Genomic DNA, 26,588 nt, shown 5'->3' on the forward strand with positions numbered 1-26,588 from the left:
GCCGAGCCGCGTCGTCGACCGCCTCAAGCCAGCCCTTGCGCCGATACTCGGCGGGCAGCGCCTGGCCAAGGCCCGAGCCGCCGGTGACCAGGGGCAGCTCGACGCAGGCCGCAGCCAGCACCTCAAGGTCGGCGTCATCCAGGGTGTCACAGATGACGTGGCGGACCTTGTCACCTCCCAGGCGTTCGAGGTGGCTGGCACAGGCCTCGGCGCCCTGGCGGATCACCGAGTGGGACAGAAGCCCCACCGCATGCGACGTCTGCGCGCCCAGCACCCGCACCAGATCGGCGTCGGTCATCGGATTGAGCGGGTGATCCTGCATGCCGCTGTCGTTGAGCAGACGATCGCCGACGAACAGGTGACCCTGATAGACCGTGCGTCCGGTGGTCGGAAAGGCCGGCACCATCACCGTCTGATCGCCGCCCAGACGCTCGAGCAGGGCATCGGCCACCGGGCCGATATTGCCCTCGGCGGTGGAATCAAACGTCGAGCAGTACTTGAAGAAGACCTGCCGTGCGCCCTGTTCGGTCAGCCAGTCCAGCGCCGCCAGGCTGTCGGCCAGCGCCTCCTCCACCGGGCAGGTACGCGACTTGAGCGCGACGACCACGGCGTCGACACCTTCCGGAAGCGGCTTGCCGGTGGGCACACCGAGCATCTGCACGGTGCGCATGCCGGAGCGCACCAGATTGTTGGCCAGGTCGGTGGCGCCGGTGAAATCATCGGCGATGGCGCCGAGTACCAGAGTCATGGTCAGTCCTCGTCAAATACGGTGAATAAAGGGGAGGAACACGGCTGCGACGCGGCCTTATCCGGCGTCGTCGTCATTGGCCGCGGGCAGTGCGATCCCTGCGGTGGCGGCGTAGACCTTGACCACCGCGGCGTCGTCTTCGCGTCCCAGCCCCATGCCGCTGGCGGCGGTAAACTGCTGCAGGGCGCTGGCCGCCACTGGCATCGACAGGCGCAGTTCGCGGCCGGTGTCGTGAACGATGTTGAGGTCCTTGACGAAGATGTCCACGGCCGACAGCGGGTGATAGTCGCCGTCCAGAATGTGCGGCACCCGGTTCTCGAACATCCACGAATTGCCCGCCGACTGGGTAATCACCCGGTACAGCGCGCGACCGTCGATGCCCATCTTCAGGCCCAGCGCCATGGCCTCGGCGGCGGCGGCGATATGCACCCCGGCCAGGTGCTGATTGACCAGCTTGACGCTGGAGCCAGGCCCCGGTACGTCGCCCAGCCGGTGGACCGTGGCCGCCATGGCACCAAGCGGTGCCTCGGCCAGGGCGAAGGCCTCGGCACTCCCGGAGGCCATCACCGACAGCTCTCCGCTGGCCGCCTTGGCCGCCCCGCCGCTGATCGGGGCGTCGAGCATCATCAGCCCAGCCTCTGCCAGTCGGCGTCCCAGGGATTCGGCGAAACTCGGCGCCACGGTGGCGCACTGGATCACCAGGCTGCCCGACGCAAGCGTCGCCGCCAGGCCATCTTCTCCAAACAGCACCGCCTCGACCTGATCGGCGTTGACGACCACCAGCAGCACCACGTCACAGCGCGGCGCCAGCTCGCGGGCCGATGCCACCGCCTCGCCACCGGCTTCCTCGAAGGCCTGACGGGAGGCGCTGGAAACGTCGCAACCGATCACCTCAAGGCCGCCACGCAGAAGGCTTCGGGCGATACCCATGCCCATGGCGCCAAGTCCCACCACGCCACAGACAGGGGATCCGGCGGATGTCGTGGATGATTCGCTCATGCTGCTCTCCGGTAACGAGGCCGTCAGGGCCGACAAACAAGAGTATGGCCTGCTTCGACTTCATCTGCGGAAGGAGCAGGGAGGCGGTATCTGTCCCCGGCACATCGAAGGCCAGCGACCAATACCGATAACAGGACGACAGGAAATCCGGTCGGCGATGATGGGTGAAGATCAGCGCTGCTGCCCTGTAAAATGTTAGCGCTAACATTTTTAGTCCAGAGTCCCTTGCTGCACAAGCAGCAAAGCGATAGACATCGACCAATGTCTAACTACCGCAGGGGTCCCGGTGTCGGGACCATGGGTGCCCCAAGGCGCTCGACGCCTGGCCCAATGCTCGACGCCTGGCATCAGCCGCTCGAAGCCGAGGGGCTGGGCCATGTCCCCACTGACCTGCGACGCAGGGACAGCCTGGGAACGAGCGAGCCAGCGCGCCCCATTCGGCATACCATGGAAGGCAGGCGTCCCTCTGATGCCATCGATCAAGGAGAGTCCGATGAACGAGACCCAGGGCGGTGATCGCCGCCGCCGCAAGGGCCTGGACAACCCGACGCTAGACGACGTCGCCCGTGAGGCTGGAGTTTCCTCGATCACCGTGTCCCGAGCGATTCACCGCCCGGACAGCGTACGCGAGACCACCCGCAACAAGGTGGAAGCGGCGATCGCCAAGGTTGGCTACGTGCCTAACATGGTGGCTGGTAGCCTGGCCTCGGCCAGCTCGCGCTTCATCCCGGTGATCGTGCCGTCGCTGTCCAATGTGGTGTTTGTCGAGGTCATCCAGGGGCTGCAGGCACAGTTCGACCAGCACGGCTACCAGATGCTGCTGGGCAACACCGACTACAGCATGCAGCGCGAAGAAGAGCTGATCCGCACCTTTCTCGGCTGGTCCCCCACCGCCCTGGTGACCACCGGCCTGCGCCACCAGCCGGGGCTAAGCGCGCTGCTGGAACGTTTTCCTCGACCGCTGGTGGAAATCATGGAACTGGGCCCGGCGCTGGACATGAACGTCGGCATGGACCACGAAAAGGCAGGCGCCGCCATGGCCGATCATCTGATCGCTCGGGGCTACCGTCATATCGTCTTCGCCGGCACCCGGCTCGAGTCCAACTATCGCGCCGCCCAGCGCTACGCCGGCCACCGCACCAGGCTCGAGAAGGCCGGACTTGCGGCCCCGCTGATGGAGTGGCACCAGGACAGCCACTTCGACCTTGGCGCCACGGCGCTGGACGAGGTCCGTCGCCACCACCCGGGCGTCGAGGCGATCCACTTCGTCGACGATGTGATGGCCAGCGGCGCCCTGCTGGGCGCACAGCGCCAGGGCCTGCGAGTGCCCAACGACATCGCCATCGCCGGGTTTACCGGGCTGCCCTTCGGCCGCTCGCTGATGCCGCGTCTGACCACCATCTCCTCCCCCCGCGAGGCCATCGGCCGGCTCGCCGCCTCGCAGATCATCGACCGTCTGAAGGGCCGTGACCCCGAACGCCAGATCGACGTCGGCTTCGCCCTGCTGGAAGGTGAGAGCACCTGAGGACACCAGACCTGACCCACAACGAACAACGGGGAGTCACGATGACTCCCCGCTGGAACAAGACGCTGCCTGCCCGCACGGGCGACAGAGCCCGCGGCACTCGCCGCTACTGATCGAGCCGACCCTTGAGCTTGTCAAACTCCTTCTCCACCTCTTCTCTGGCCAGGCCAAACTTCTGCTGGATGATGCCGATCAGCTTTTCCTTGTTGCCTTCGGCCTGCTGAATCTCGTCGTCGGTGAGTTCTCCCCACTTTTCCTTGGCGGCACCGCTCAGTTCCTTCCACTTGCCTTCGATGGTGTGCTTGTCCATGGCATGATCTCCGGGTCAGTCGATCTCATAAAGGTAGATGGCATACTCCTGACGAAGGCTAGCCTGCGGCAAACCCAGCGGCTAGCCCACCCCACCACACACCTTCGTTTTTTATAAACAATTCAATCAGATAACTTCCGTAAAAGACTGTTTGAGCACAGTCCATCCTCCGACCGACCTTTTCACTTCACCCATCAATCAGCCGCCGCCGCATGATGGTGACCCGCTCACCCAGATAGTCGAGCTCTTCGAGTTCTTCCCATCCCAACCGGCGATACAGTGACTGCTGATCCGGCGTGTAGAGGTGAAGCCACTCGATGCCGTGGTCGCGGGCCTCCCGCTCCACCCGTCGTACCAGCGCGGAGGCGAGCCCCTGACCGCGTTGTTCGGGCGGCACGTAGACCGAGGCGAGCCACGGTGACAGTTCCCGGCGAATACTCATGTCATCCGGCGACAGGCTCGCCGTGCCCAGGGCCTGTCCCTCCTTCATCGCCACGAACACCGAGGGCACCCCGGCCGGACCGCACATCTGAGCCACCGCCTGGCGCCAGCCGTCGATGTCGGCCTCCGGATGCAGGTGCCCCCAGGCGTCAAAGGTCCAGTCGGCGACCTGGTCAAGCTGTTGCGAAGCGGCGCTCAAGCGCTCGATGGTGATCCCGTTCATCTGTCGATTTTCGTCCATTGCTGTCCACTTCCGTCTATTGCCGTTCACTTGTGAGCGTTATTGTCCCTGCCGACACTTTTCGACGGCGCCTGCCGATCGTGGCCTCGCCCAGGCTGACGCCGCAAGGATCAAGGCAACCGGCGCTGCCCGAAGCGCGCCAGCTGCATTTCGCCAAGCCGGCTCAGAGTGCGCCGGAAGGCAAACGCCAGATAGCCATCGGGATAAAGCTCCTCCATCGCCACCGACGCCTCGATCACCAGCGGTACCCGGCGGTCGTAGCATTCGTCGACCAGGGCAATAAAGCGACGCACGCTGTCGTCCCTGGCCCCCAGCGGCGGCAGTACGCGATCACCGGCGGCCACCCGCTCACTGGCGTCTTCTGTGCCACGAGCGATGGGACGCGGGGCGCCCGGTTGCCGATCCGGCGCGGCTCTGCCGTCGCTGTCATCCTCATCAGGCCTGGAAGCCAGGCACGGCACCTCCCCCAGCAACAGCGTATCGAAGCGATCACATAGCGCGATAAAGTCGAGCGCCGCCAGCGGCGCCTCGCACAGGGCCGCGAAGTCGCACCAGAGTACCTGGCCTTCGAGGCCTCTGGCCTCCAGCTTGCGGCCACCAAGCGCCAGTGTTCGGGGCGTCGCCGCCCTGCCGCTCAGCCGAACAAACTGCTCGGACAGAATGCCGGGGTCGCCGGCCCTACGCACAAAATAGCGCTGGTGAACGTCGCCGGGATGGCGGCGATGATCCTGACCGCCATCCAGTTCGAGCACCTGAAGATGGGCCTGCATGGCGGCGATGGCCGGCAGGAAACGCTCGCGATTGAAGCCATCGCGATAGAGCTCGGCCGGCGGCTGGTTCGAGGTAGCCACCAGCGTCAGGCGTCTGGCGAACAGGTGCTGCATCAGCCCGCCCAGCAGCATGGCGTCGGCGATGTCCTCGACGAACACCTCATCGAGACACAGCACCCCGACCTCGGCGGAAAGCTCCTCAGCGAGCCTTGCCAGCGGGTCGGGCTGTCCGCGCCAGTAAAACTGACGCTGGTGCACCCAGCGCATGAAGTGATGAAAGTGCCAACGACGCACCGTCACCGGACTGCATTCGACGAACAGATCCATCAGCCAGGTCTTGCCACGACCCACCGGCCCCCAGAGGTACAGGCCCCGGCTCGTCACGCCGCCAGCGAGCTCCTGCTGCAAGGCGTCCAGCGCCTCGACCGCCCGGGCCTGGGCGGCATCGGCAACCAGATGTCCCTCCTCCAGCAGCGCCTGATAGCGCAGCGACAACGGCTGACATCGAGACTGGTTCAACGGCCCATGGAGCGGCCGATCCAGCCGTTGACTGCCAAGCGATGGCGCCTCTCGGTCCGGCCCAGGATGCGGTTGCAGGCCTTCACCGCTTGCTTCATCGATCCCGCCGCCGATCCTGTCACCGGTCCCTTCGCCCTCTTTGTAGCCGTCACTCATCGATAGATCCCTGGCTGGTGGTATCGACCCGTGTGCCCCCATTGCCGCCGGCACAGGTCCCTCGGAAGAGCATGTCTCCACCGTGGGCAAACGCCAGGCGCTGCACTATAGTGGCCCGTCTGCATATTCCCGATCGCTAAGGTTGCCTCTTTCATGCCCTCAGCCGCTCGTCTCTTGAGCTCCCGACCCCGCCGTCAGCGCCGGGTCTGCCTGCTGGCGGTGCTGGCCATGCTGATGCTCTTCGTGGGCCCACTGATCAGCCAGGTCCAGCGCCTGGCGATGGAGGACGAGGCCGGTCGACAACACCACCATGGACATGGTCACCACCAAGGCCTGGCTCAAGGCACCGGACAAGGCCATGCCCAGCATGATCCCACGCCGAGCGCCGCGGAAGTAGAGGGGCACGGCACGTTTGAGCCTTCCGCCGAGGGGGCGGTCGGCAAGGTCGAGGGGCACAGCACGTCCGAGTCTCCCGAAAAGGTGACGATCGGTGACGCCGGGCATCATCACCTGGCCGCCTGTGGCTACTGCGTACTGTTTGCCCAGGTGCCGTGGCTGGCCCTGCTGTTGCTGGTATTGGTTAGCCTGGCGCCGCGGGCCCCGCCGGCACGTTGTGCTGCAGGCATTCCCCCCGTTGTCAGCGGACGCTTCCAGCGTCCGACTCCCCGCGCCCCTCCCGCGTCATTGTCGTGATCCATCGAGGCCACCGCCTCCAGAGCCACCGAACGGCATCGCCGTCGGCAACTCCGCCTTCAAGAGAATGACCATGACGACGCACGCGAAACCTGTTGCGCCGGCGCTGAAGACGCTGGTGATACGACTGCACTTCTATATCGGCCTGCTGGTCGGCCCCTTCATCTTCTTCGCCGCCCTCACCGGCACGCTCTATGCGCTGACCCCGGCACTGGAGCAGGCACTGTACCGGGACGCGCTGACCACCGGCTCGGACAGCGCTTCCGCGACCTTGGCCCGGCCATTGTCACGCCAGATTGCAGCGGCCCAGGACTATCTCGATGATTCCGCCCTGCCCAGCGCCGTGCGCCCGGCCCCCGAACCCGGCGCCACCACCCGGGTGATGTTCGCAGACCCAAGCCTTGATGCCGGCGAACACCGGGCCATCTTTGTCGACCCGCAAAGCCTCGAAATCCGTGGCGACATGACTGTCTACGGTACCAGTGGGGTACTGCCGCTACGCCGGATCATCGACCAGATCCACCGCAGCCTGATGCAGGGCGATCCCGGCCGCCTCTACAGCGAGTTGGCCGCTTCCTGGATGTGGCTCGCCGCCCTCGGCGGACTGGCCATCTGGGCGGTCACCCCCTCGCCCCGAGTGCAGCCCGGCAAGCAGACCCGCACCGCCCGTCGCTTGCGCACCCGCCGACGCCACAGTCTGTTGGGGCTGTTCCTGCTGGTCGGCCTGCTGGCCCTGTCGGCCACCGGCATGACCTGGTCGAAGTACGCCGGCGACAACTTCTTCACCATGCTCAAGGCCGCAGGCTGGGGGACGCCTCGGGTGTCCCAGTCGCTTCAGGCCCACGACGTCGCCTACGACGCACACGCCGACCACGCCATGCCCGGCGCTCACCCGACCGTATCGGGGTCGCTTGAGGCCTTCGACGCGGTCGAACGCCAGGCCCGTGAGGCAGGCCTCGACGCCGGCAAGATCGAGTTGCTGGTGCCCGGCGACAATCAGGCCTGGAAGGTGCGCGAGATCGACCGTAGCTGGCCGTCCCAGGTGGACGAGGTGGCGATCCATCCGCAAAGCTTCCAGGTGCTGGATCAGGTGAGCTTCAACGACTACCCGCCTGCGGCCAAGCTCACCCGCTGGGGCATCGACGGCCATATGGGCATCCTCTTCGGCCTGCCCAACCAACTGCTGCTGGCCGCCCTCGGCATCGGCATCATGACCATGGTCGGCTGGGGCTACGCCATGTGGTGGCGCCGCCGTGCCCTGACCCGCGACAGCCAGACGCTGTGGCGGGCCCTGCTGGAATTGCCGCTGTCGGTGCTGGCGCTCATTTCGCTGGTGGCGCTGCTGCTGGGACTGGCGATGCCGGTAATGGGGGTAAGCCTGGTGATATTCCTGACGGTGGACGCCCTGCGTGCCCTGGTCGCGGCCCGCCGACGCGCTACCGGCTAGGCCCCACATCAGCAAAGACAGGAAAGGGCCATCGGCAAAGCCAGGAAAAGGCCATCCACCACACAAGAAGGGCGACCCACGGGTCGCCCTTCTTGCTTGATGCCAGGAGCACGCTCCGCCCCTGTCTACCTGTCCGCGATCAGTGGCCCTTGCCCCGAAGCCGCTGGACGCCGGTCCAGACGGCCACCAGGGCAGCACCCACGGCCAGGCCGAAAAGGCCGTTACCCAGCATTGGCACCAGCCCGTGCATGATGGCGTCGAGGCCGGGAAGGGCTACCTCGGTCTCGGCCAGCCCCTCGATCCAGTGCCCGACCACCGGGATGCCGTGGGCAAGAATGCCGCCGCCGACCAGGAACATCGCCAATGTGCCGAAGATCGACAACCCCTTCATCAACAGCGGTGCGCCCTTGAGCAGTCCTCGTCCCAGGGCCTGTGCCAGGCCGCCGTCCTTCTGCGTCAGGTAGAGCCCCAGGTCGTCGAGCTTGACCAGTCCCGCCACCAGGCCGTAGACACCCACGGTGATCAGCAGGCCGATCGCCACCAGCACCGCGATCTGCTGGCTCAGGGGGGCGGCGCTGACGGTGCCCAACGCGATGACGATGATCTCCGCCGAGAGAATGAAGTCGGTACGGATGGCGCCCTTGATCTTGTCGCGTTCAAAGGCCTTCATGTCGGTTTCGCCGTCGGCCAGCGCCGCCAGTCGCGCCTGGCGCTCCTGCTCGGCGTCTTCCTTGTGCAGGAACTTGTGGGCCAGCTTTTCCGCGCCCTCGAAGCACAGAAAGGCCCCGCCAAGCATCAGCAGTACCGTCACCAGCCAGGGCACGAAGGCGCTGATCAACAGCGCGCCGGGAATCAGGAAACACTTGTTGAACAGCGACCCCTTGGCCACCGCCCACACCACCGGCAGCTCGCGATCCGCCGCCACGCCGGTGACCTGCTGGGCATTGAGCGCCAGATCGTCGCCGAGAACACCGGCGGTCTTCTTGGCCGCCACCTTGGTCATCACCGAGACATCGTCGAGCAGGGTGGCGATGTCGTCGATCAGAGTTAACAGGCTACTTCCAGCCACAGGGCATCCCTCCTTGGCCTGGGAAAACTTGGGTAGACTCAGCATAACCGCTCGGCCCCTTCGCCGCCGCAGCAATTGCCCCGGAGGTCTATGCCATGTCGCAAGCATCCACTGGAAAGCCGGCAGCATCAAAGGCCCATCCAGACTTGCCCGATGCCAGGCCGCAGCCGGCTTCAGATCCCGCTGCTGACGATCTGACAGCCGACAAGCTGACGCCCGACGACCTGGCGCTCTTGCTCGAAGCTGTGCCCGAGGGCTACAGCGAGGTGCACTACCGGGGACGCCGCTACGCCATGACCCGACGCACCTTCAACCGAGGGCGCTCGCTCAAGGTGTTCGCGCGGGAGTTGGGCGGCAACGATATGGTCAGTCTCAATGGCTACCTGACCGCTCGTGGGTGGCAGCTGAAGCCCTGCGAAATGAGCGAGCACAAGGTGCTCGACTTCCTTGTGCATTGCAAAACCGGCTGACTGGCTGGCTGGGTCGTCCCGGGATTCGATTCCCGCCGCCGCTCTCTCTCCAGGCTCGCCGCCACCCTCTCTCCAGGCTCGCCGCCACCCTCTCTCCCAAGAGTCGCTCCCCCTCTCCCTTACGAGGTGTCGCTCTCTCGCCGCTTTCGGCAAAAAATATCCTTTTGTTGACCTAGATCACTGCGATAACGCCCGGTTCGCACCGAAGTATGCTGAGATAATCAAAGAATACTTTACTCCGCTCCCATGGGACGTCTCATGCCTGTCGTCATGCTCGTTGTTGGAACCCGTCCCGAGGCGATCAAGATGGCCCCGGTCGCCCAGGCCATACAGGCATGCCCGGCACTGTCACTGCATCTGTGTGCCAGCGGCCAGCACGACGAGATGCTGTTCCAGGCACTGTCGCTGTTCGACCTCACGCCGGACAGCAATCTGGCGGTGATGAGACCAGCGCAGACCCTCAACGGTCTGATGCAGGCCATGATCCAGGCACTCGACCAGGACATGTCACGGGTGGCCCCCGACCTGGTGATGGTCCATGGTGATACCGCTACCTGCTTTGCCGCGAGCCTCGCGGCCTTCCACCGGCGGGTCCCGGTGGCTCACGTGGAAGCCGGGCTGCGCACCGGCAATATCGCGTCGCCCTGGCCGGAGGAGGCGTACCGCAGCATGGTGGCGCGTATCGCCCAGCGCCACTACGCCCCCACCGCGTCGGCGCGTCACAATCTGCTGCGTGAGCAGGTGGCGCCGGACTCCATCCTGGTGACCGGCAATACCGTCATCGACGCCCTGGCCTGGATGAAAGACCGCCTTGACCGCCAAGGCTATCGCCCGGCAGCCCCCTCACCGCTTGCCGCGCTGCGCGACGACGCCAGGCTGGTGCTGATCACCGGCCACCGCAGGGAAAACCACGGCGATGGCATCCGTACCATCTGCACCGCCATCGCCGCACTCGCCGCTCGCTACCCGGACGTCGACCTGGTCTACCCGGTCCATCTCAACCCGGCGATCAAGGACGTCGTCGAACACGCCCTGGCGGGCATCCCCAACGTGCTGCTGGTACCCCCCCAGGACTACCGTGACTTCGTCTGGCTGATGGGCCGCGCCTGTCTGATCCTCACCGATTCCGGCGGCATCCAGGAGGAGGCTCCCGCCCTCGGTGTGCCGGTGCTGGTGATGCGCGAGCACACCGAGCGCAGCGATGCCCTGAACGCCGGTACCGTCATCCTCACCGGCAGTGACAGCGATGCCATCGTGGCCGCCTCGGCGCGCCTGCTCGACGATGAAAAGGCGCGCCGGCGCATGGCCGCGATCCCCAATCCCTACGGTAGCGGCGACGCCGCCAGGCAGATCATCGCAGACCTCAACGATTGGCTTGTCCGCGCCGTCGAGACACTCGAGGCCGGCGATGCCTGAGTTATCCCCCGAGCTGTCACTGTGGCTGGTCGACGCCACCATCCATGTGCTGTACGCCCTGAAGTACGTCGCCATAACGCTGTGCCTGCTGATGCTGGCCATGGGCATCGATGATCTGTTTCTCGATCTGATCTACTGGACCCGGCGTAGCTGGCGCTACTGGTCGATCTATCGCTATAACCCCAGGGCCAACGAGGAGCGCCTGTATCAGGCCCGGGAGAAACCGCTGGCGGTCATGGTGCCGGCCTGGCAGGAAGTCGGCGTGGTCGGCCAGATGGCCCAGCTGATGGCCAGCACCATGGACTACGAGAACTATCAGATCTTCGTCGGCACCTACCCTAACGACCCCGAGACCCAGGCCGAGGTAGATGCGGTCTGCCAGAGCTTCAGCAACGTGCACAAGGTGGTCACGGTACGCCCCGGCCCGACCAGCAAGGCCGACTGCCTGAACAACATCATCGAGGCCATCGCGCGCTTCGAGAAGGCCGCCGGGATCGAGTTTGCCGGCTGCATCCTGCATGACGCCGAAGACGTCATTTCGCCGATGGAGCTTAGGCTTTACAACTATCTGCTGCCGGACAAGGACCTGATCCAGGTCCCGGTCTACCCCTTCCGTCCACGCTGGTATCAGCTCTCCGGCGGCCACTACATCGACGAGTTCTCCGAGTACCACGGCAAGGACGTGATGATTCGCGAGGCCATGTGTGGCCAGGTGCCCAGCGCCGGGGTCGGCACCTGCTTCAGTCGTCGTGCGCTGGCCCACTTGAGAGAGCTCAATGACGGCATCACCTTCGACATCTGGAGTTTGACCGAAGACTACGATATCGGCTTTCGCCTGCACGAAAGCGGCCTGTCCTGTGTCTTCGTGCGCTACAGCGTCGAGCGCGACGAGCTGTCGCCTCGGCGCGAACAGGCCCACGGCCTGTCGATTCGTGACAGCAAGGTGATCTGTGTGCGCGAGCACTTCCCCACGGCGCTGGGCGCGGTGGTCCGGCAGAAGTCCCGCTGGATTACCGGTATCGTCTTCCAGGGTTATCAGCATCTGGGCTGGAGCCGCACCAACTGGCGTCTCAACTACTTTCTGTGGCGCGACCGTCGTGGCCTGGTGGCCTACCCCCTGGCGCTGGTCGCCACCCTGCTGATGCTGATCTTGGCAGGGCTTTGGCTGTACGCCGTGCTGTCGCCACAGGCCTGGCACTTCCAGTCGATCCTCGGTGGCTGGCTGCTGGAGACCCTGCTCACCATCAATGGTCTGCTGCTGGTCAACAGGGCCTTCCAGCGCTTCTACTTCGTCAAGATCTACTACGGCTGGCGTCAGGGCCTGCTGTCCTTTCCACGCATGCTGTGGAGCAATCTGGTCAACTTTCTGGCCAACGTGCGGGCCTGGAAGCTGTTCTTCACCCGGGCGCGCCACCGCACCTTCGCCTGGGACAAGACCACCCACGACTTCCCCCAGCTCGACGACGCCGTGCAAGTCTCTCTCGAAGCCCTGTTGATCGAGGATGGCGTTGTCACCGCGAGCGATATCGAACGCATAGGTGTTGAGGTCGGAGCACGTCGGCTACCCAGAGAGCTGATTGCAAGAGACCTGGTGTCCGGGGCAACGCTGGCCAGACTTGAAGCCAGACGGCGGGGCATCGCCAGCGTCGAGATCCATCCGTTGGTGCTGTCGCCCGCGCTGATCGACGCCCTGCCCCGGCATGTCGCCCTGCGCTACGCCACGCTGCCCATCGGCGAGAGCGGCGACAGCCTGATCATCGCCACCGAGACCGCCTTGAGTCCGGTCGCCATCGGCGCCATTGGCCGGCGCATCAAGCGTCCTGTCGAGCAGCGTCTGGTCCCGCTCGGACGCGTCACCCTTGGCCTGCGCCACTGGTACCTGGGAGAGCTTGGCGACGTCGACCGGGACCGACTGCTTGAGCTGGATGCAGACGCCGACGCCGCACGCCTCGATGGTTACTGCGCTCACCAGTACCTGCTCGGAGAACTGTTGCTGGAGCAAGGGCTTATCACACCCGCCCTGTTCGGCCAGGCGATGATCGACTTCGATCCTGAACAGGGTCGTCTGGGCGACTTCCTTGTCGCGCGCGGGATGATCGAATCGAATGACCTGGAGCGAGCGCTCGCGCTCCAGGCGGACCACCGCCGACAGGCGGCCCGCAGTCTCGAGGATGTGGCGGTATGAAGGCCAGGGCGATGTCGCTGCTGATCGCCGTGTCGCTGGCTCAGCTGCTGACTCAGCCACCGGCCTTGGGGCTGAACCAGTTCGAGGAGTTTCACAGCTACCCTTATCTCGACAAGGCCTACCGGGCAGCAGAACAGCGCGACTGGGCGCAAGTCCAGCAGCTGATGGAGCACCTGATCAGCCAGGTGCCCGAGAACGTCGAGGCCTATCGCCTGCTGGCCCAGGCACTGGCGAAGCAGGGCAATCTGGATGGCGCCATGGCGGCGCTGGGGGCGCTGGACGCCAACGTGGCGGCGGTCCAGATCAATGCCCTGCGCCAGGCCTGGATCGCCGACGGCCACGCCAGCGAGGGCGAGTTGACGCTATGGCTCAGCGAAACGTCGGGCAGCGCCCGGGAGGCCCTGTGGAGCGCCCAGGCCAACTATTTGCGCGCAACCCGCGGCGCCCGGGCAGCACTGGAATGGCTTGCTACGGTGCCCGCCCGGCAGGACGCCCTGGCACGGGACCGCTACCGTGCCGCCCTGGCCGAGCAGATCCAGGACTGGAACGGCGTGATCGATGCGCTGGTGCCCCACGCCATGGAAGATACGCTGAACGACGACGACTGGCGACGCCTGTCGATCGCCATGATTCAGACCGATGATGCACGCGGCATCAATGCCTTGATCGCCAGGCTTCCCGAGGGCGACGTCCGCCATTTCGTGCTGCGCGCAGGCGCCGATCGCGCCATCGCCCTGGGCTACTCCGGGATCGCCCAGCGCTGGCTGGCCACCCTGGAGCAGTCGGATCAGCTGGACGCCAGCGACACCCGCAAGCTGCTGCAGACCTCGCTGGCAGTGGGCGACACCGACAGGGTCCGCCAGATGGCCAGCCGCCAGGACATGGATTGCCTGACGCTGGTGAGCTGGCTCAGCGATCATGGCGACCCCGAGGCCTTGAGCACCTTCACCGAGTGCGACGCAAAGGAAGATCCGCAAAGCTGGCTGATACTCGCCGATCGTCTCGATGCCCTCGAACTGCTGGAAACTACGGAACTGCCGGAGGCCTGGCACCAGCGACGCGATCGGGTGCTGCTGGATCGCTATCGCGCCGACGGGCTGGATGACAAGGCGCTGCGCCTGCTGACACGTCAGCCACAGACGCCGGCGATCCTGCGCGAGCGCGCCGAGTTGACCCAGCGGCTGGGACGCCCCGAGGCCGCCGAGCTATGGCAGCAGCACTATCATCTGACCGGCGATTCCGGCTCGCTTGAGCAGGCAAGCTATCTGTATCTGGCATCACAGCGGCCCCAGGCGGCCCGGCGACTGCTGGAGCAAGCCTTCAAGCTTGCCCCCGAGCGGCTATCGGCGACCTCACTGGCGCGACTGGCCCAGCTTTACGCCGACGACAATGCCGGCGTCACCGATTCAACGCTGGAAGCGCTGGTACGCCAGCCCCGACTGGCCGATACCGAGCGCAACAACCTGCTCGAGCAGCTTGCGCGCCACGATCGTTGCCCTGTCGTTCGCAGCGTGGCCGACGCCAGCACGCCACCCTGGGCGGCCCTCGGGATCTGCTCGCAAGACAGGCCCGCCCAGGCCGCCGCCTATCTTCAGAGGGCGCTGACACAGCTCACCCCGCGCCAGCCAGAAGCTGGCGCGGTGACGGCTGCAATGACGCAGCCAGAGATCCAGGCCCGCAAACGCCTGGCGTTCGCGCTGTTTGCCGCCGGCGACCCCGACGCCGCCTGGCGTCAGTGGCGAGCGTTCGAACGCGACGGCGCCAGCGACGGCAAACTCGACCAGACAGACCGCCTGGCCGGCGCGCGCAGTGCCCTGGCAAGTGGCGACACCGAGGGCGCCTGGCGCTGGTGGCCCGAGGATAGCGATAGTCCTGAGGCGAGGCTGCTCGGCGCACGCATCGCCTTGGCCCGCCACGACGACGCCGGCGCCGTGGCACTGGCCAGAGGCGCAGTGGCAGCTGCCGGCGGAAAGCCCAAGACCGACGCCGCCATCCTGGAAGGCGCGAGCCAAGTGGCCCGCCAGGCCGGAGACCCGACCCTCGCACGCCGCTGGCTGACCGAGGCCCAGGCGGCCTCGCCGGGCTCGCCAAGGCTTGCCCGGGAGCTGGGACTGACGCTCGCTGCAACGGAGGAAGCAGGTGCTCGGTCAGAGGCCATTGCGCTGCTGGAGCGCGCCCGTCCGGCCTATCCAGAGGACTACGTCAGCGCCGCCACCCTGGGAAACCTCTACAGCACCATTGGCGACAACGCCCGCTCCATGACGCGCATCGAGGACGCTATCGACCTGCAGCCCTTCGACCTGGCGGTGGGCGAGGACAGCCTCGAGGCCATGGCCGAGCGCCGCTACCGGCTGCGAAGGGCCCACGAGACGCTGACGCGGCGCGACCGGATCACGCTGACCAGCAGTTGGTCGCCAACCAGCCCGACGCCGGGGATACGCAGTGACCCATCGAACCACGATAACGACGACGATAGCGGCCACGATATCAACACCCAGGTGGTTCAATGGGACCACGCGCTTGGCCACGACCCGATCCACCAGGGACGGGAGCTGGCCGGCTACATGAGAGCCATCATCGGCGGCGATGATCGTGATGATTACGGGCGAGGACGCTCCCTGGGTCTGGGACTGCGGGCCAAGCCGTTGGCCCGTCACAACCTGAACCTGTACGCCGAGATATTCGCCGAGTCCCAGAAAAACGATGGCGAGCACACCGACTACAATCTGCTGCTGAGGGCCACCGGCTCCTTTCTGGATCAGGGCGATTACAGCAGCGAATGGCGCGCGAGCCAGGATCAGTGGAACGAGCGCTCGCTCTATCTCGACGCCGCCTGGTGGACCCAACGTGGCGATGTACAGCTGTTCGGCCGCTACCGCCAGGGCCGCACCTTCAAGCTGCCGACCCGTTCGGCCCAGACGCTGATGCCCTACGCCAGTCTCCAGGCCACCAGCCACGACACCACCAGCTGGGACAAAGATGTACGACTCGCCGCCGGACTGCGCTGGGAGCGGTGGTACGACGAGGATCACTACAACGCCTTTCGCCGCAAGCTGAGCGTCTCCACCGAGTACCAGCAATCCCTGGGGGGCAACCTCTACCAGGAACGCGACGGCTGGATGATCCATCTGGAGCTGAGCCTGTGATGAACTCAAGCATTCTTGTGGCCGGACACCTCAAAGGCACCGCGGTGCCAGTCCCATTCGCTGGCATTGTCGCGCCACTGACCCTGACTCTGGTCCTTGCCATGCCCGTGGGGACGGTCGCTGCCGCCGACGACAGCCCCCTGACAAGAGCCGCCGAGAACTACCGCAGCGAAACCCTGTTCTACCAGCCTCAGAATCGCGATGCGACGCTCAGCCGACAGCAGTGGCAGACGCTGTGGCGGCGTACCCGCGAGAACGGCGTCCACACCTTGATCGTGCAGTGGACCCAGTACGGCGAAGAGACCTTCGGCGGCGCCGATGGCTGGCTGTCCAGCGCCCTGGTCGACGCTGAACGCCAGGGACTCGATCTGATTCTCGGTCTTTATCAGGACCCCGAATACTACGAAACCCTCCCCGACAACGCCCGCTTCCGTCACTACTGGTACCAGCAGTTGGCCAAGGCGCATGCGCGACAGCAGCAGATCCAGCGCCAATGGCCACTGACGCCGGTGGGCTGGTACCTGCCGGAAGAACTCGATGACTGGCTGTTTCGTGAACCCGGCGTACGCCAGGAACTGACGCGCCAGTTGGCCAGCGCCAGCCAACAACTGACGGGCCCGCTGCACCTGAGCATGTTCAGCGGAGGCTTCGTGACGCCAGGGGTCTACGCGGCCTGGGCCGAGGACATCACCGAAAGCGGCTGGCAGGTGTGGTGGCAGGACGACGAAGGCGCCCGCAACCTGGATCCGCCCATGCGCCAGGCCTACCGCGACGCCCTGAGCTGTCGCATCGGCGTCGTCCGCGAAGCCTTCGCCCGCACCAGCGCGACCGAATCCGACTTCCAGGCAAGCCCGGCGACCCCACGCCAACGCGGCAACGACTGCCATCCGGACGCGGTCTTTTCGCTGCGCTACATGCCCTGGGCAGAAGCGCTGCACCAAGGCCCATCTGGCGCTCTCGCTCAATAAAAAACCCCACCGGGGAGGGTGGGGTCGAATCGACAAACAGCAACCAGGATACGCGTGCTCATTTGAGCCCATCGCGGCTCAGTTGCCAGCTCCCTGGAAGGGGTACACAGGGCCCAGCGCGAGGAGGGACGTCAGCTCGTCCAGCGCCGCCAATGTCTCCTCGGCGAGCCTGGGATCGGCCAGGTCTTCCGGTGCCAGACGTTCGCGGTAGTGACGCTCGACCCAGGCGACCAGGTCGGCGTAGAGGGCGTCGTCGAGCAGCACCCGGCCGGACAGCGCCTCGCGCTCGGCCTGGCTCAGCACCACCCTGAGCCTCAGGCAGGCCGGACCACCTCCGTTGCGCATGCTCTGCTTGACGTCCTTGACCACCACCTCGCCGATCGGGTTGTTGCCGGCCAGCAGGTGATCCTGGATGCACCGCCACACCGCCTCACGCTCCTGACACTCCCCCGGCACCACCAGGGTCATGCTGCCGTCGTCATTGGACAGAAGCTGGGAGTTGAACAGGTAGGAGGCCACCGCATCCTCGAGGCTGACCGCCTCAAGCGGCACCCGCACCGGAATCAGCGGCGTCGACATCTTCTCGCGCAGCGCATCGAGGGTGGCCTCTTCGTCTCGGAAGGCCAGCTCGTGGTAGAGCAGCACCGGGCCGTTGCCCACGGCGATGACGTCGTTGTGGAAGACCCCTGCGTCGATGGCATCCGGGTGCTGCTGGGCGTAGACCACTTGATGCTCAGCGAGCCCATGCTGGCGGGCGATGGCCTGGCTGGCCTCCAGGGTCTGGCGGGCCGGAAAGCGATGCGGCTCGACGCCGTCACCACCGAAGGCCTGACGCCCGTAGACGAACAGGTGCACCCCTGGCTCGCCGTGCTCGCCGCATAGCCGGGTGTGGTTGGCCGCGCCTTCATCGGAGAACGCCGGCGTCGCCGGCAGCACCGGGTGATGGGCGAAGTGAGCGGGATCGGCGAAGATCGCCGCCAGCACCCGACCGGTGGTCTCCGGCTCCAGAAAGCGGTGGAAGCTCGACTGCAGGTTGGCCGGGGTGAAGTGCACTCGACCGTCAGCGGCATCCAGGCTCGGCGTTACGGTGCCGGCGTTGGCCGTCCACATGCTGGAAGCGGAGCACACCGCGCGCAGCAGTTGCGGCGCCTGGCTGGCGGCCTGGGCCAGCACCTGACCGTTGTCGCCGGCAAAGCCCAGCGAGCGCAGCGCCCCCAGGTCAGGGCGCTGCTGCGGCGGCAGCACGCCCTGCACGTAGCCCGCGTCCTTCAGCGCCTTCATCTTGGCCAGGCCCTGCAGCGCCGCCTCGCGGGGGTTGGACACCAGGCCACCGTGGGACATCGACGCCACGTTGCCGTGGGCCAGCCCCGAGTAGTTGTGGGTCGGCCCCACCAGGCCGTCGAAGTTGACCTCGACCACGTCCCGCTGGCTCATATCGCTCACAGGCTCACCCCCGGCGGCAGCTTTTCAGGCAGATTCAGGGCTTCGCTCTCCACCGAGGCGACCGGGTAGGCGCAGTAGTCAGCAGCGTAATACGCACTGGGGCGATGGTTGCCGCTGTCGCCGACGCCGCCGAAGGGCGCGTCGCCGGAGGCGCCGGTGGTCTGGCGGTTCCAGTTGACGATACCGGCGCGGATGCGCAGCAGGAAGTCGTCCCAATCGGCCCGCTCCCCACCGATCAGCCCGGCGGACAGGCCATAGCGGGTGTCATTGGCGAGTGCGATGGCGTCGTCCCAGCTCTGGTAGCGGTAGACCTTGAGCAGCGGCCCGAAGTGTTCCTCGTCCGGCACCTCGACCCCGGTCACGTCGACGAGTCCCGGTGTCAGCAGGCTGGTGCCCGGCTCGACCTGGCGCATGCGCGACAGCACCTTGCCACCGCGAGCCTCCAGGTCTGCCTGAGCGGCGAGCAGCCCTTCGGCCGCCTCGACGCTGACCAGACCACCGTAGAACGGCGCCTCCTCGGCAAAGGGCTCGGCCACGCGCAGGCGCTCGATGGCACCGCTCAGGGCGTCGATCAGGCGATCACCGGCCTCGCCCTCGGGCACGATCAGGCGGCGGGCGCAGGTGCAACGCTGGCCCCCGGACAGAAAGGCCGACTGCAGGATGGTCAGCACCGCGGCGTCCTCGTCCGGCACGTCCTTGACCACCAGCGGGTTGTTGCCGCCGAGCTCCAGCGCCAGCACCTTGCCCATCTGGCCGGCGAACTGCTTGTGCAGAAGGCCACCGACCTTGGCGCTGCCGGTGAACAGGAGGCCATCGATACCGGCATCGGCGGACAGCGCCTGGCCGACCTGTGCCGCGCCCTGGACCAGGTTGATGACGCCCGCCGGCAAGCCGGCCTCGAGCCAGCACTGCAGGGTCAGGTCGGCGGTCAGCGGGGTCTGCTCGCTGGGCTTGAACACCACGGTATTGCCGGCCAGCAGCGCCGGCACGATATGCCCGTTGGGCAGATGGCCGGGGAAGTTGTAGGGGCCGAATACCGCCATCACGCCATGGGGGCGATGGCGCAGTACCGCTCGGGCGTCGCCCAGGTCACGCTCGCGCTCGCCGGTACGTTCCTCGCGGGCACGGATGGACAGCGCCACCTTGCCGATCATGGCGCCGACCTCGGTGCGTGCTTCCCACAGCGGCTTGCCGGTCTCGTGGGCGATGCTGGCCGCCAGGTCCTCGCGGTGGCTTTCAAGCACGCCACGGAAGCGCTCGACCAGGGCTTCACGCTCGTCAAGCGAGGTCAATGCCCAGTCGGGAAAAGCCTTGCGTGCGCTGGCAACGGCCTGGGCGACCTGCTCGTCGCTGGCGGCCTTGCCCTGCCACAGCTCGGCGCCGGTGATCGGGTCGAGCTTGGTGAAGGCCTCGGCGTCGCCGGACATCCACTGTCCATCGATAAGCAATTGTTGTGTGGGTTGCATCACGCCTCCTCGTCGGAATTCAGCACGCGCAGGGTGTCGCCGGAGGCGACCTCCAGCCTGCGCGCCTCGTTGTCATTGAGCACCAGCACGCCGTCGGCGTCGGGACCGCGCCCGACCCAGGCGGCACGGAAGTCGGCCATGCGGGTGGTCGCCGCCAGCCACTGGGGCCGCTCGGCGCTGTCGGCGTTGGGGTCGACCTCGACACGCACGTGTCGCGACAAGCGCACGCCCTTGACGTCGTCGATGTAGGCCTCGACCGTGGGGCCGCCGTCGAAGATGTCGATATAGCCCTCCCAGCGCAGCCCCTGCTTCTTGAGCATGGCCAGGGCCGGGCGGGTGTGCTCATGGACCTGACCGATGCAGGCACGCGCCTGCTCCGAGAGAAACGGCGTATAGATCGGGAACTTGGGCATCAGCTCGCCGATAAAGCTCTTCTGGCCAAGGCCGGTCAGCCGATCCGCCTCGTTGAAGTCCATGGGGAAGAAGTTGGCCCCCAGGCAGTCCCAGAAGGCGCTGCGTCCGTTCTCGTCGAAGCGTCCGCGCATCTCCGCCAGCACCTTCTCGGGAAAACGATCGCGAAATTCGGCCATGAACAGCCAACGCATCATCGACAACAGCGCGCCGTTGCGCTGATGGCGGCGATCGGCACCCCGGAACTCCGGGCGCAGGAACAGCGAGGCGACCTCGGCGTCGCCGGTGTGATCCGAGCTCAGAAACAGCGTATCGACGGTGCGATGCAGGTCGAGCTGCTTGGACGAGTGCGCCAGGGTGCCCACGCGGTAGTGATAGAACGGCACTTCACGCCCGACCTGCCCCTCGATGGCGCAGCAGCCGGCCAGATGCCCGCTCTCCTCGTCTTCCAGCACGAAGAAGTAGAGACGCTGGTCCACCGGGGTCTGCTCGTTGAACGCGCTCGTCGCGGAGGCGATCTTGTCCGCCAGAAACTCGCGGTTGTCGGGAAGGGAGGTGAAGCCGACGCCGGTCTCCCGGGCCAGCGCCTGGAGTTCGTCCAGGTCCCCTTCCATGATCGGTCGCATGCGCATTACAGCTCTCCCTCATCGTAGCCCGGGTCGAGCCCGTCATCGCTCAGCCCCAGCGGTGCCGCCAGCACCGCACGTCCTTCTTCCACGCCCAGCAGTTCGGCGTGGGCCGGCGACAGCATCAGCTGGCCGGTGGGCGACAGCGCGTAGCGCGCCACCGTGCAGCAGAAGCCGTCCAGGCACTGGTTGGCGACCATCGCAGGCTCAGCATCGGGTAGAGCGTGCTCTGGGCGGATGCGTACCGGGTGCCAGGCGGCGCGACGGAAGGACTCGAGGCGCATGCGGTCACCCTTGATCACCGGGCCTGCGTCGAACAGGTCGACGTGGCGCGAGCGCAGGAAGCCCTCGGCCAGCATCTCCTCCAGCGCCGCCTCGTGGGCCGGGTGCTCGCGCCCGATGGCAGCGCGCGCCTGGGGCGTCAGCAGCGCCAGGTACAGCGGGAACTGCGGCATCACCTCGGCGATGAAGCTCTTCGAGCGCACGCCTGCGGTGTAGTTGATCTCGTGGTAGTCGCGCACGAAGAAGTGGCGACCGACACTGTTCCAGAACGGCGACTCGCCGTCGTCGTCCAGATACCCCGGGAAGGCCATCGCCAGCACCTCGGCGAAGCGCTCGGGGTACTGGGCGATGAACATCAGCCGGGCACGGCGCAGCAGGCTCTCGGCGCTGGTGCCCTTGTAGCGCGGATCCAGCGACAGCGCGCACAGCAGGCTGGCGTCCGAGACCTCATGGGACAGCGCCAGGGTCGGCACCTCACGGCGAACATTGAGCTGCTGCGAGGCGTGGATCAGGGTTTCCTGGCGATAGGTGTAATACGCCTCGGTGGCCCCGGCCAGGGCGCGGATGGTCGCCGTACCGACCACCTCACCCCGCTCGCGATCCTCGAGCACGAAGGTGTAGTGCTCGTCGCCGGGCACCTCGGCCTCACTGGCAAACGCCCGCTGGGAGCGCGCGATGCGCTCTTCCAGGCGATCACGGTGGGCCGGCAGGTTGGTCAAACGTGGCTGGGCGGAACCCGCCAGGCGCTCCAGCGCCGGCAGGTCACCTAGCCGCACAGGGCGAACGGCCAGCATCGGATGCCCTCCCGTCAGCTCATGTTGATCGGCACCTTTCACGACGCGCTGACCATCCGTGCGATGGCGCGTTCGAGACGCTCGAGTCCCTCGACGATGTCGGCCTCGGGAATCACCAGCGACGGCGCCATTCGCAGCACGTTGGGGCCGGCGATCAGCGCCATCAGACCTTCCTCGATGGCCAGCGGCAGGATGTCCTTGGCGCGACCTTCATACTCGGGGGCCATCTCGGCACCGATCAGCAGTCCCATGCCACGAATTTCCTTGAACACACCGTGCTTGCGGTTGATCGCTTCCAGGTGCTCGCGGAACAGGTCGTGACGCTTGGCGACGCCACCGAGCACTTCCGGCGTGTCGATATGACGAATCGCCGCCAATGCCACCGCCGAGGCCAGGGCGTTGCCGCCGTAGGTAGAACCGTGGGTGCCCAGCACCAGCACCGGGGCGACGCGATCGGTGGTCAACATGGCGCCCACCGGGAAACCACCGCCCAGGCTCTTGGCGCTGGTCAGGATGTCCGGGGTGATGCCGTAGTCCATGTAGGCGTACAGCGAGCCGGAGCGGCCCACGCCGGTCTGCACCTCGTCGAACACCAGCAGGGCGTCGTACTCGTCACACAGGTCACGCAGGCCCTGGAGGAACTCGGGCGTGGCCGGCACGATGCCGCCCTCGCCCTGCATCGGCTCGACCATGATGGCGCAGGTGTCGTCGCCGACCAGTTCGCGCACGCTGTCCAGATTGTTGAACTCGGCGTGGAGCACGCCTCCGGGCACCGGCCCGAAGCCCTGGGAGTACTTGGGCTGGCCACCCACGCTGACGGTGAACAGGGTGCGACCATGGAAGGACTGACGGAAGGAAATGATCTTGTCCTTGTGGGCCCCGTGCTTGTCATGGGCCCAGCGACGCGCCAGCTTCAGTGCGGCCTCGTTGGCCTCGCCACCGGAAGAGCACAGATAGACCTTGTCGGCGAAGGTACGCTCGGTCAGCTCCCGGGCCAGCTCCAGTGCCGGCTCGTTGGTGTAGACGTTGGACAGGTGCCACAGCTTGTCGGCCTGGGCCTTGAGGGCCTCGACCAGGACCGGGTGGCAGTGACCCAGCGAGTTCACCGCGATGCCGCCGGCGAAGTCGATGTACTCGCGGCCTTCCTGATCCCACAGACGGCTGCCTTCGCCGCGCACCGGGATGACCTTCTGAGGAGCGTAGTTGGGCACCATGTACTGGTCGAAGTCGGCACGGCTCGGGGTATGGCTCATCGGGGATCTCCGCTGTGGTTGGCGTTGCCCGTCGTCGGACGGGAGCGCGCAGTTTGCGCGCTACTGCAAAGCATGAAATGGATCGATGCTTCGAGTATAGGGACGCCCTCGCTCCACGGCTTTCAGCAATGGGACCCGCTTTTTCACAAAGCTCTGTCCTTGCGCCCTGCCCTTGCACCATCGTCATGACGCCTACCCAGGCTTCGTCTAGGCTGAAGACTCCCGCAGGACCTGACCCGATCACTACCACCTCCAGGGGCTCCGCCATGCTCAACACCACCGTCTGGAACCGCTGGCGCTATTCGCTTTATGCCCCCATCTACGACGCGGTGGCCCAGCGTACCTTTGCCAGGGCGCGGCGGCGCTCCCTGAATCAGGTGTGCTGGCAGTCGGGGATGAAGGTACTGCTGGTGGGGGCCGGCACCGGCCTGGACCTGCCGTGGCTACCGCGCGACCTGGAGATCCACGCCAGCGACCTGTGCCCGGCGATGGTCAAACGTCTCAAGGATCGCGCCTGTCGGCTTGGCATCGACGTCGAGGCCAGAACCATGGACGCCGAGCGGCTGGACTACGCCGACAACAGCTTCGATGTGGTGGTGATGCACCTGATCCTGGCGGTGATGCCGGATCCGGCAAAGGGGCTCGCCGAGACCCATCGCGTCCTCAAAGGCGACGGCCAGCTATGCATGATGGACAAGTTCCAGAGCGACGAGCGGCCCTCGGGACTGGCGCGCAGGGGGCTCAATCTGCTGACATCCGCCATCGCCACCGATATCACTCGCCAGGCCCGGCCATTGCTGGACCAGGCAGGGTTTGTCATCGAACAGGACACTCCGGTGATGATGGGCTCATTGTTTCGCGCGTTGATCGCCGCCAAGGCCGACCACGCCGAGCCTCGACCAGCGAAACCGCGACCAGAAGAACCTCAACCAGAAGAACCTCGACCAGCCGAATCTCGACCAGCAGAACCTGGGCCTACTGAACATCAGTCCGGCTGAGCCTGCGTCCACTGGCGATGCTGGCGGCGCCACTGGGCCGGCGTGTCGGCTTCAAAGCGCTTCCACAGCCGGCGCAACTGACGTTCGTCGCTCACCCCCACCCGCTCGGCGATGTCCGCGAGCGACAGCGAGGTCTCGCTCATCAACTGCATGGCCAGATGCAAGCGAATGCGAGATAGATACTCTGGCGCGCTCATGCCGGTCAGTTGCCCAAAGCGCCGCCTCAGGTGGCGTTCGCCCATGGCGGCCTCGCGGGCCATGCCAGCCAGGGTCCAGGGAGCGGCCGGGTCCGCCGCCAGACGATCCTGAAGTCGATGAATGCGCTGATCGACGTGATTCCTGCCGGTCAGCCACACCCCGAGTTGCGGCTCCCGACCGCTGCGTCGCAGATACAGCACCATATCCCGCGCCACCGTCAGCACGGTCTGTTGCCCTGCAATACGCGAGAGCCAATGCAGCATGGTATCGACCCCGGTGGAGATGCCGGCGCTGGTCAGGATGGGCCCATCCTCGGTGAAGATGCAGTCGTCCTGCACCCGAGCCCCGGGGGCCAGTTCCTTCAATTGTGCCAGCAGCTGGTGATGGGTGGTGCAGCGGCGCCCTTCCAGCAGGCCCGCCTGAGCCAGCAGCAGGGTACCCGAACATACCCCCATCACGGCGCTAGCCTGCTCCGCGACGTCCCTCAGCCAATCGACCGTACGTCGCTGGGCGTCAGGCTCCATGGCGGCGCGGTACTGCCCCGGAACAAGCAGCAGGTCGACCTGATGCAGGTCATCGGGCAAGGGCGATATCCCGGACAGTGCGAGCGGACCAAGCCAGTCGAGCTGTGCCTGGGGGCCGACATAGTCGATCTGAAAGGAGATCTCGGAGGCAGCACTGCGCAACACCTGCCAGGGACCGATCAGGTCCAGAGGCACCTGACCGGGGATCATCAGGATGGCGATACGCCAGACCCTGGTCTTGTCGCAACTGCCCTGCACCCAACCTCTCCTCATCATTGTCGTTGGCGTGGTGAATGCTCAGGATATGGTGACTACTGCGGTCGCACCCGTCATGGACCAGCTCAGGCCGCAGCGGCTTCCTCACGCAACGCCTGCACGTCCACGATACGCGCGAATCTGCCGTCCAGCACCAGTTCGGTACGCTCGCGGATGTCGCTGGCGCTGAAGGTTCGCGCTCCCCGCTGCATGGCAAAGGTCAGGGTCGCTTCACTGACGAAGTCCACGGCGTATCCCAGATCGGAGGCCACCCTGGTGGTGGTCTCGCAGCACTGCTCGGTGCGAATACCGCTGATCCATAGCCGAGACACCCCTCGACCGCGTAGCCAGCGGTCCAGCCCTGTATCGGTGAAGGCGTTGTGGGCGGTCTTGTAAAAGGTCACATCAGCGGGGTCTTCGAAGCCCTCCATAGCTCGGGTCAACCCATTGTCGGGATCAAATGCGCCCTGGCTTCCCGGCTCCGTATGGATGATTCGCACCATCAACATGCCTGCCTCGCGTGCCAGGTCGATCAAGGAGCGCTGAGCTTCCGGCCAATCACCGAGTCGAGTGGCATCCCAGTAGGGGCGCGCGAGAAACGAGGCCTGAACATCGATGACGAGAAGTGCTGTGGTCATGTCCAATCTCCAGCAAAGGGGGGAGATTGCAGACTAGTGCCCCGCAGCAGCGATGCGCAGTACAGGGCCGGCCCTGAAGGGGGCAGATTCGGACATGACGTTACTATCGAGGATTCCGTCCATCGGCACCAGCATAGGAATCGGTATCGGCTGCCCTGACCTTTCTCCCATCAATGGACGAGTGCTGGATACCAGCAGACCGCAGCAGCGTAGCCACGATTGAGCATGTCATGAACGCAGGGGCATTCGAACGCAGCATCCTTCAAACGCTAAAAAGGCCCACCTGAGTGAGCCTTTCACGTAGCGGTCGCGAAACGCGACAACACTGCTGCCGTCTTTGCTGACGACTTACATATTCGCTTCCTGGAACGCCGCGATGGTCTCGCGCAGCAGTTCCTTCAGCTCTGCAACCTCCTGCTCGAGGGCTGCAATCTTGGCCTGGCGCTCTGCGCTTTCGGCATTCTCCTGGATCCGCTGCATGTTTTTCTGCAAGGTATCGGAATCCATGGCGAAGGCTGAGCCGACGGCCATCATCGAGACCAGCGCTGCAGTTGCCAACATCTTGGTTTTCATGTCTCTCTCCTCGTTTTCGTCGAA

General features: G+C 65.8%; 23 protein-coding genes. 9 read left to right on the plus strand and 14 right to left on the minus strand.

Annotation, left to right across the window (positions count from 1 at the left end):
• Both otnK and ltnD read right to left on the minus strand, forming a co-directional pair.
• Positions 1-748, minus strand: a 748-nt coding sequence (gene otnK, locus NH448_RS14150; RefSeq protein WP_253028911.1) for a 3-oxo-tetronate kinase, incomplete at its 3' end; no start/stop codon positions are given.
• A 57-nt stretch (positions 749-805) separates the two neighbouring features.
• Positions 806-1,747 (minus strand): L-threonate dehydrogenase, encoded by a 942-nt coding sequence (ltnD, locus tag NH448_RS14155; protein ID WP_124802843.1) that lies wholly within the window; start codon positions 1,745-1,747, stop codon positions 806-808.
• Between the two features lie 493 nt (positions 1,748-2,240).
• Between ltnD and NH448_RS14160 the strand changes: the two genes are divergently transcribed.
• Positions 2,241-3,272, plus strand: coding sequence for a LacI family DNA-binding transcriptional regulator (locus NH448_RS14160; RefSeq protein WP_253028912.1), 1,032 nt, complete (start codon positions 2,241-2,243; stop codon positions 3,270-3,272).
• 106 nt (positions 3,273-3,378) lie between these two features.
• Here NH448_RS14160 and NH448_RS14165 read toward each other — a convergent pair whose 3' ends face one another.
• From NH448_RS14165 to zapE, 3 genes are all read right to left on the minus strand, one after another.
• On the minus strand, positions 3,379-3,582 hold the full coding sequence (locus NH448_RS14165) for a CsbD family protein (RefSeq protein ID WP_045990910.1): 204 nt from the start codon (positions 3,580-3,582) through the stop codon (positions 3,379-3,381).
• A 187-nt stretch (positions 3,583-3,769) separates the two neighbouring features.
• Positions 3,770-4,264 (minus strand): GNAT family N-acetyltransferase, encoded by a 495-nt coding sequence (locus tag NH448_RS14170; RefSeq protein WP_253028913.1) that lies wholly within the window; start codon positions 4,262-4,264, stop codon positions 3,770-3,772.
• 110 nt (positions 4,265-4,374) lie between these two features.
• Positions 4,375-5,709, minus strand: a complete 1,335-nt coding sequence (gene zapE, locus NH448_RS14175; protein WP_124802845.1) for a cell division protein ZapE — start codon at positions 5,707-5,709, stop codon at positions 4,375-4,377.
• Between the two features lie 153 nt (positions 5,710-5,862).
• On the opposite strand from zapE, the gene NH448_RS14180 reads away from it, so the two are divergent.
• Positions 5,863-6,402 (plus strand): DUF2946 family protein, encoded by a 540-nt coding sequence (locus tag NH448_RS14180; protein ID WP_124802847.1) that lies wholly within the window; start codon positions 5,863-5,865, stop codon positions 6,400-6,402.
• 73 nt (positions 6,403-6,475) lie between these two features.
• The gene (locus NH448_RS14185; RefSeq protein ID WP_124802849.1) at positions 6,476-7,849 is read left to right on the plus strand and encodes a PepSY domain-containing protein; all 1,374 of its coding nucleotides are present in this window, start codon (positions 6,476-6,478) and stop codon (positions 7,847-7,849) included.
• Positions 7,850-7,988: 139 nt separating this feature from the next.
• On the opposite strand, the gene NH448_RS14190 is transcribed toward NH448_RS14185, so the two are convergent.
• Positions 7,989-8,918, minus strand: coding sequence for a DUF808 domain-containing protein (locus NH448_RS14190; RefSeq protein ID WP_108131280.1), 930 nt, complete (start codon positions 8,916-8,918; stop codon positions 7,989-7,991).
• A gap of 95 nt (positions 8,919-9,013) precedes the next feature.
• On the opposite strand from NH448_RS14190, the gene NH448_RS14195 reads away from it, so the two are divergent.
• The 5 genes from NH448_RS14195 (at position 9,014) to NH448_RS14215 (ending at position 17,103) form a co-directional block, all read left to right on the plus strand.
• Entirely contained in the window at positions 9,014-9,388 is a 375-nt protein-coding gene (locus NH448_RS14195) for a hypothetical protein (RefSeq protein WP_253028914.1), read from the plus strand.
• A 270-nt stretch (positions 9,389-9,658) separates the two neighbouring features.
• Positions 9,659-10,804 carry a UDP-N-acetylglucosamine 2-epimerase (non-hydrolyzing) gene (gene wecB, locus NH448_RS14200; RefSeq protein ID WP_253028915.1) on the plus strand — a complete coding sequence of 382 codons (1,146 nt, stop codon included), beginning with the start codon at positions 9,659-9,661 and terminating at the stop codon, positions 10,802-10,804.
• Entirely contained in the window at positions 10,797-12,989 is a 2,193-nt protein-coding gene (locus tag NH448_RS14205; RefSeq protein WP_253028916.1) for a glycosyl transferase family protein, read from the plus strand. Before wecB ends, NH448_RS14205 begins: the two co-directional genes overlap by 8 nt.
• Positions 12,986-16,135 (plus strand): tetratricopeptide repeat protein, encoded by a 3,150-nt coding sequence (locus NH448_RS14210; RefSeq protein WP_253028917.1) that lies wholly within the window; start codon positions 12,986-12,988, stop codon positions 16,133-16,135. Before NH448_RS14205 ends, NH448_RS14210 begins: the two co-directional genes overlap by 4 nt.
• 101 nt (positions 16,136-16,236) lie before the next feature.
• Positions 16,237-17,103, plus strand: a complete 867-nt coding sequence (locus NH448_RS14215; RefSeq protein ID WP_083970160.1) for a DUF4434 domain-containing protein — start codon at positions 16,237-16,239, stop codon at positions 17,101-17,103.
• A gap of 78 nt (positions 17,104-17,181) precedes the next feature.
• Here NH448_RS14215 and astB read toward each other — a convergent pair whose 3' ends face one another.
• The 5 genes from astB to NH448_RS14240 are packed head-to-tail and all read right to left on the minus strand — an operon-like array spanning position 17,182 to position 23,378.
• Positions 17,182-18,537, minus strand: coding sequence for an N-succinylarginine dihydrolase (gene astB, locus NH448_RS14220; RefSeq protein ID WP_045990921.1), 1,356 nt, complete (start codon positions 18,535-18,537; stop codon positions 17,182-17,184).
• 5 nt (positions 18,538-18,542) lie between these two features.
• The gene (gene astD, locus NH448_RS14225; protein WP_253028918.1) at positions 18,543-20,012 is read right to left on the minus strand and encodes a succinylglutamate-semialdehyde dehydrogenase; all 1,470 of its coding nucleotides are present in this window, start codon (positions 20,010-20,012) and stop codon (positions 18,543-18,545) included.
• Complete coding sequence (astA, locus tag NH448_RS14230) at positions 20,012-21,055, minus strand: arginine N-succinyltransferase (RefSeq protein WP_045990904.1); 1,044 nt, start codon at positions 21,053-21,055, stop codon at positions 20,012-20,014. Before astA ends, astD begins: the two co-directional genes overlap by 1 nt.
• A complete protein-coding gene (locus tag NH448_RS14235; protein WP_045990903.1) occupies positions 21,055-22,125 on the minus strand; it encodes an arginine N-succinyltransferase in 1,071 nt (356 codons plus the stop codon). The genes astA and NH448_RS14235 overlap by 1 nt, the downstream gene beginning before the upstream one ends.
• Before the next feature lie 38 nt (positions 22,126-22,163).
• On the minus strand, positions 22,164-23,378 hold the full coding sequence (locus NH448_RS14240; RefSeq protein WP_045990902.1) for an aspartate aminotransferase family protein: 1,215 nt from the start codon (positions 23,376-23,378) through the stop codon (positions 22,164-22,166).
• A 266-nt stretch (positions 23,379-23,644) separates the two neighbouring features.
• Here NH448_RS14240 and NH448_RS14245 point away from each other — a divergent pair, with 266 nt between their 5' ends.
• The gene (locus NH448_RS14245; RefSeq protein WP_083970157.1) at positions 23,645-24,376 is read left to right on the plus strand and encodes a class I SAM-dependent methyltransferase; all 732 of its coding nucleotides are present in this window, start codon (positions 23,645-23,647) and stop codon (positions 24,374-24,376) included.
• On the opposite strand, the gene NH448_RS14250 is transcribed toward NH448_RS14245, so the two are convergent.
• The 3 genes from NH448_RS14250 to NH448_RS14260 all read right to left on the minus strand — a co-directional run bounded on the left by NH448_RS14250 (position 24,364) and on the right by NH448_RS14260 (position 26,564).
• Positions 24,364-25,356, minus strand: a complete 993-nt coding sequence (locus tag NH448_RS14250; RefSeq protein WP_239452484.1) for a helix-turn-helix domain-containing protein — start codon at positions 25,354-25,356, stop codon at positions 24,364-24,366. The two genes, NH448_RS14245 and NH448_RS14250, sit on opposite strands and share 13 nt — an antisense overlap.
• Before the next feature lie 83 nt (positions 25,357-25,439).
• On the minus strand, positions 25,440-25,991 hold the full coding sequence (locus NH448_RS14255) for an isochorismatase family protein (protein ID WP_045990900.1): 552 nt from the start codon (positions 25,989-25,991) through the stop codon (positions 25,440-25,442).
• 348 nt (positions 25,992-26,339) lie between these two features.
• Entirely contained in the window at positions 26,340-26,564 is a 225-nt protein-coding gene (locus NH448_RS14260; protein ID WP_124802861.1) for a hypothetical protein, read from the minus strand.
• Positions 26,565-26,588 lie beyond the last annotated feature (24 nt).

The sequence above is a fragment of the Halomonas sp. OfavH-34-E genome, from assembly GCF_024124525.1.
Taxonomy (GTDB): Bacteria; Pseudomonadota; Gammaproteobacteria; order Pseudomonadales; family Halomonadaceae; genus Halomonas; species Halomonas litopenaei.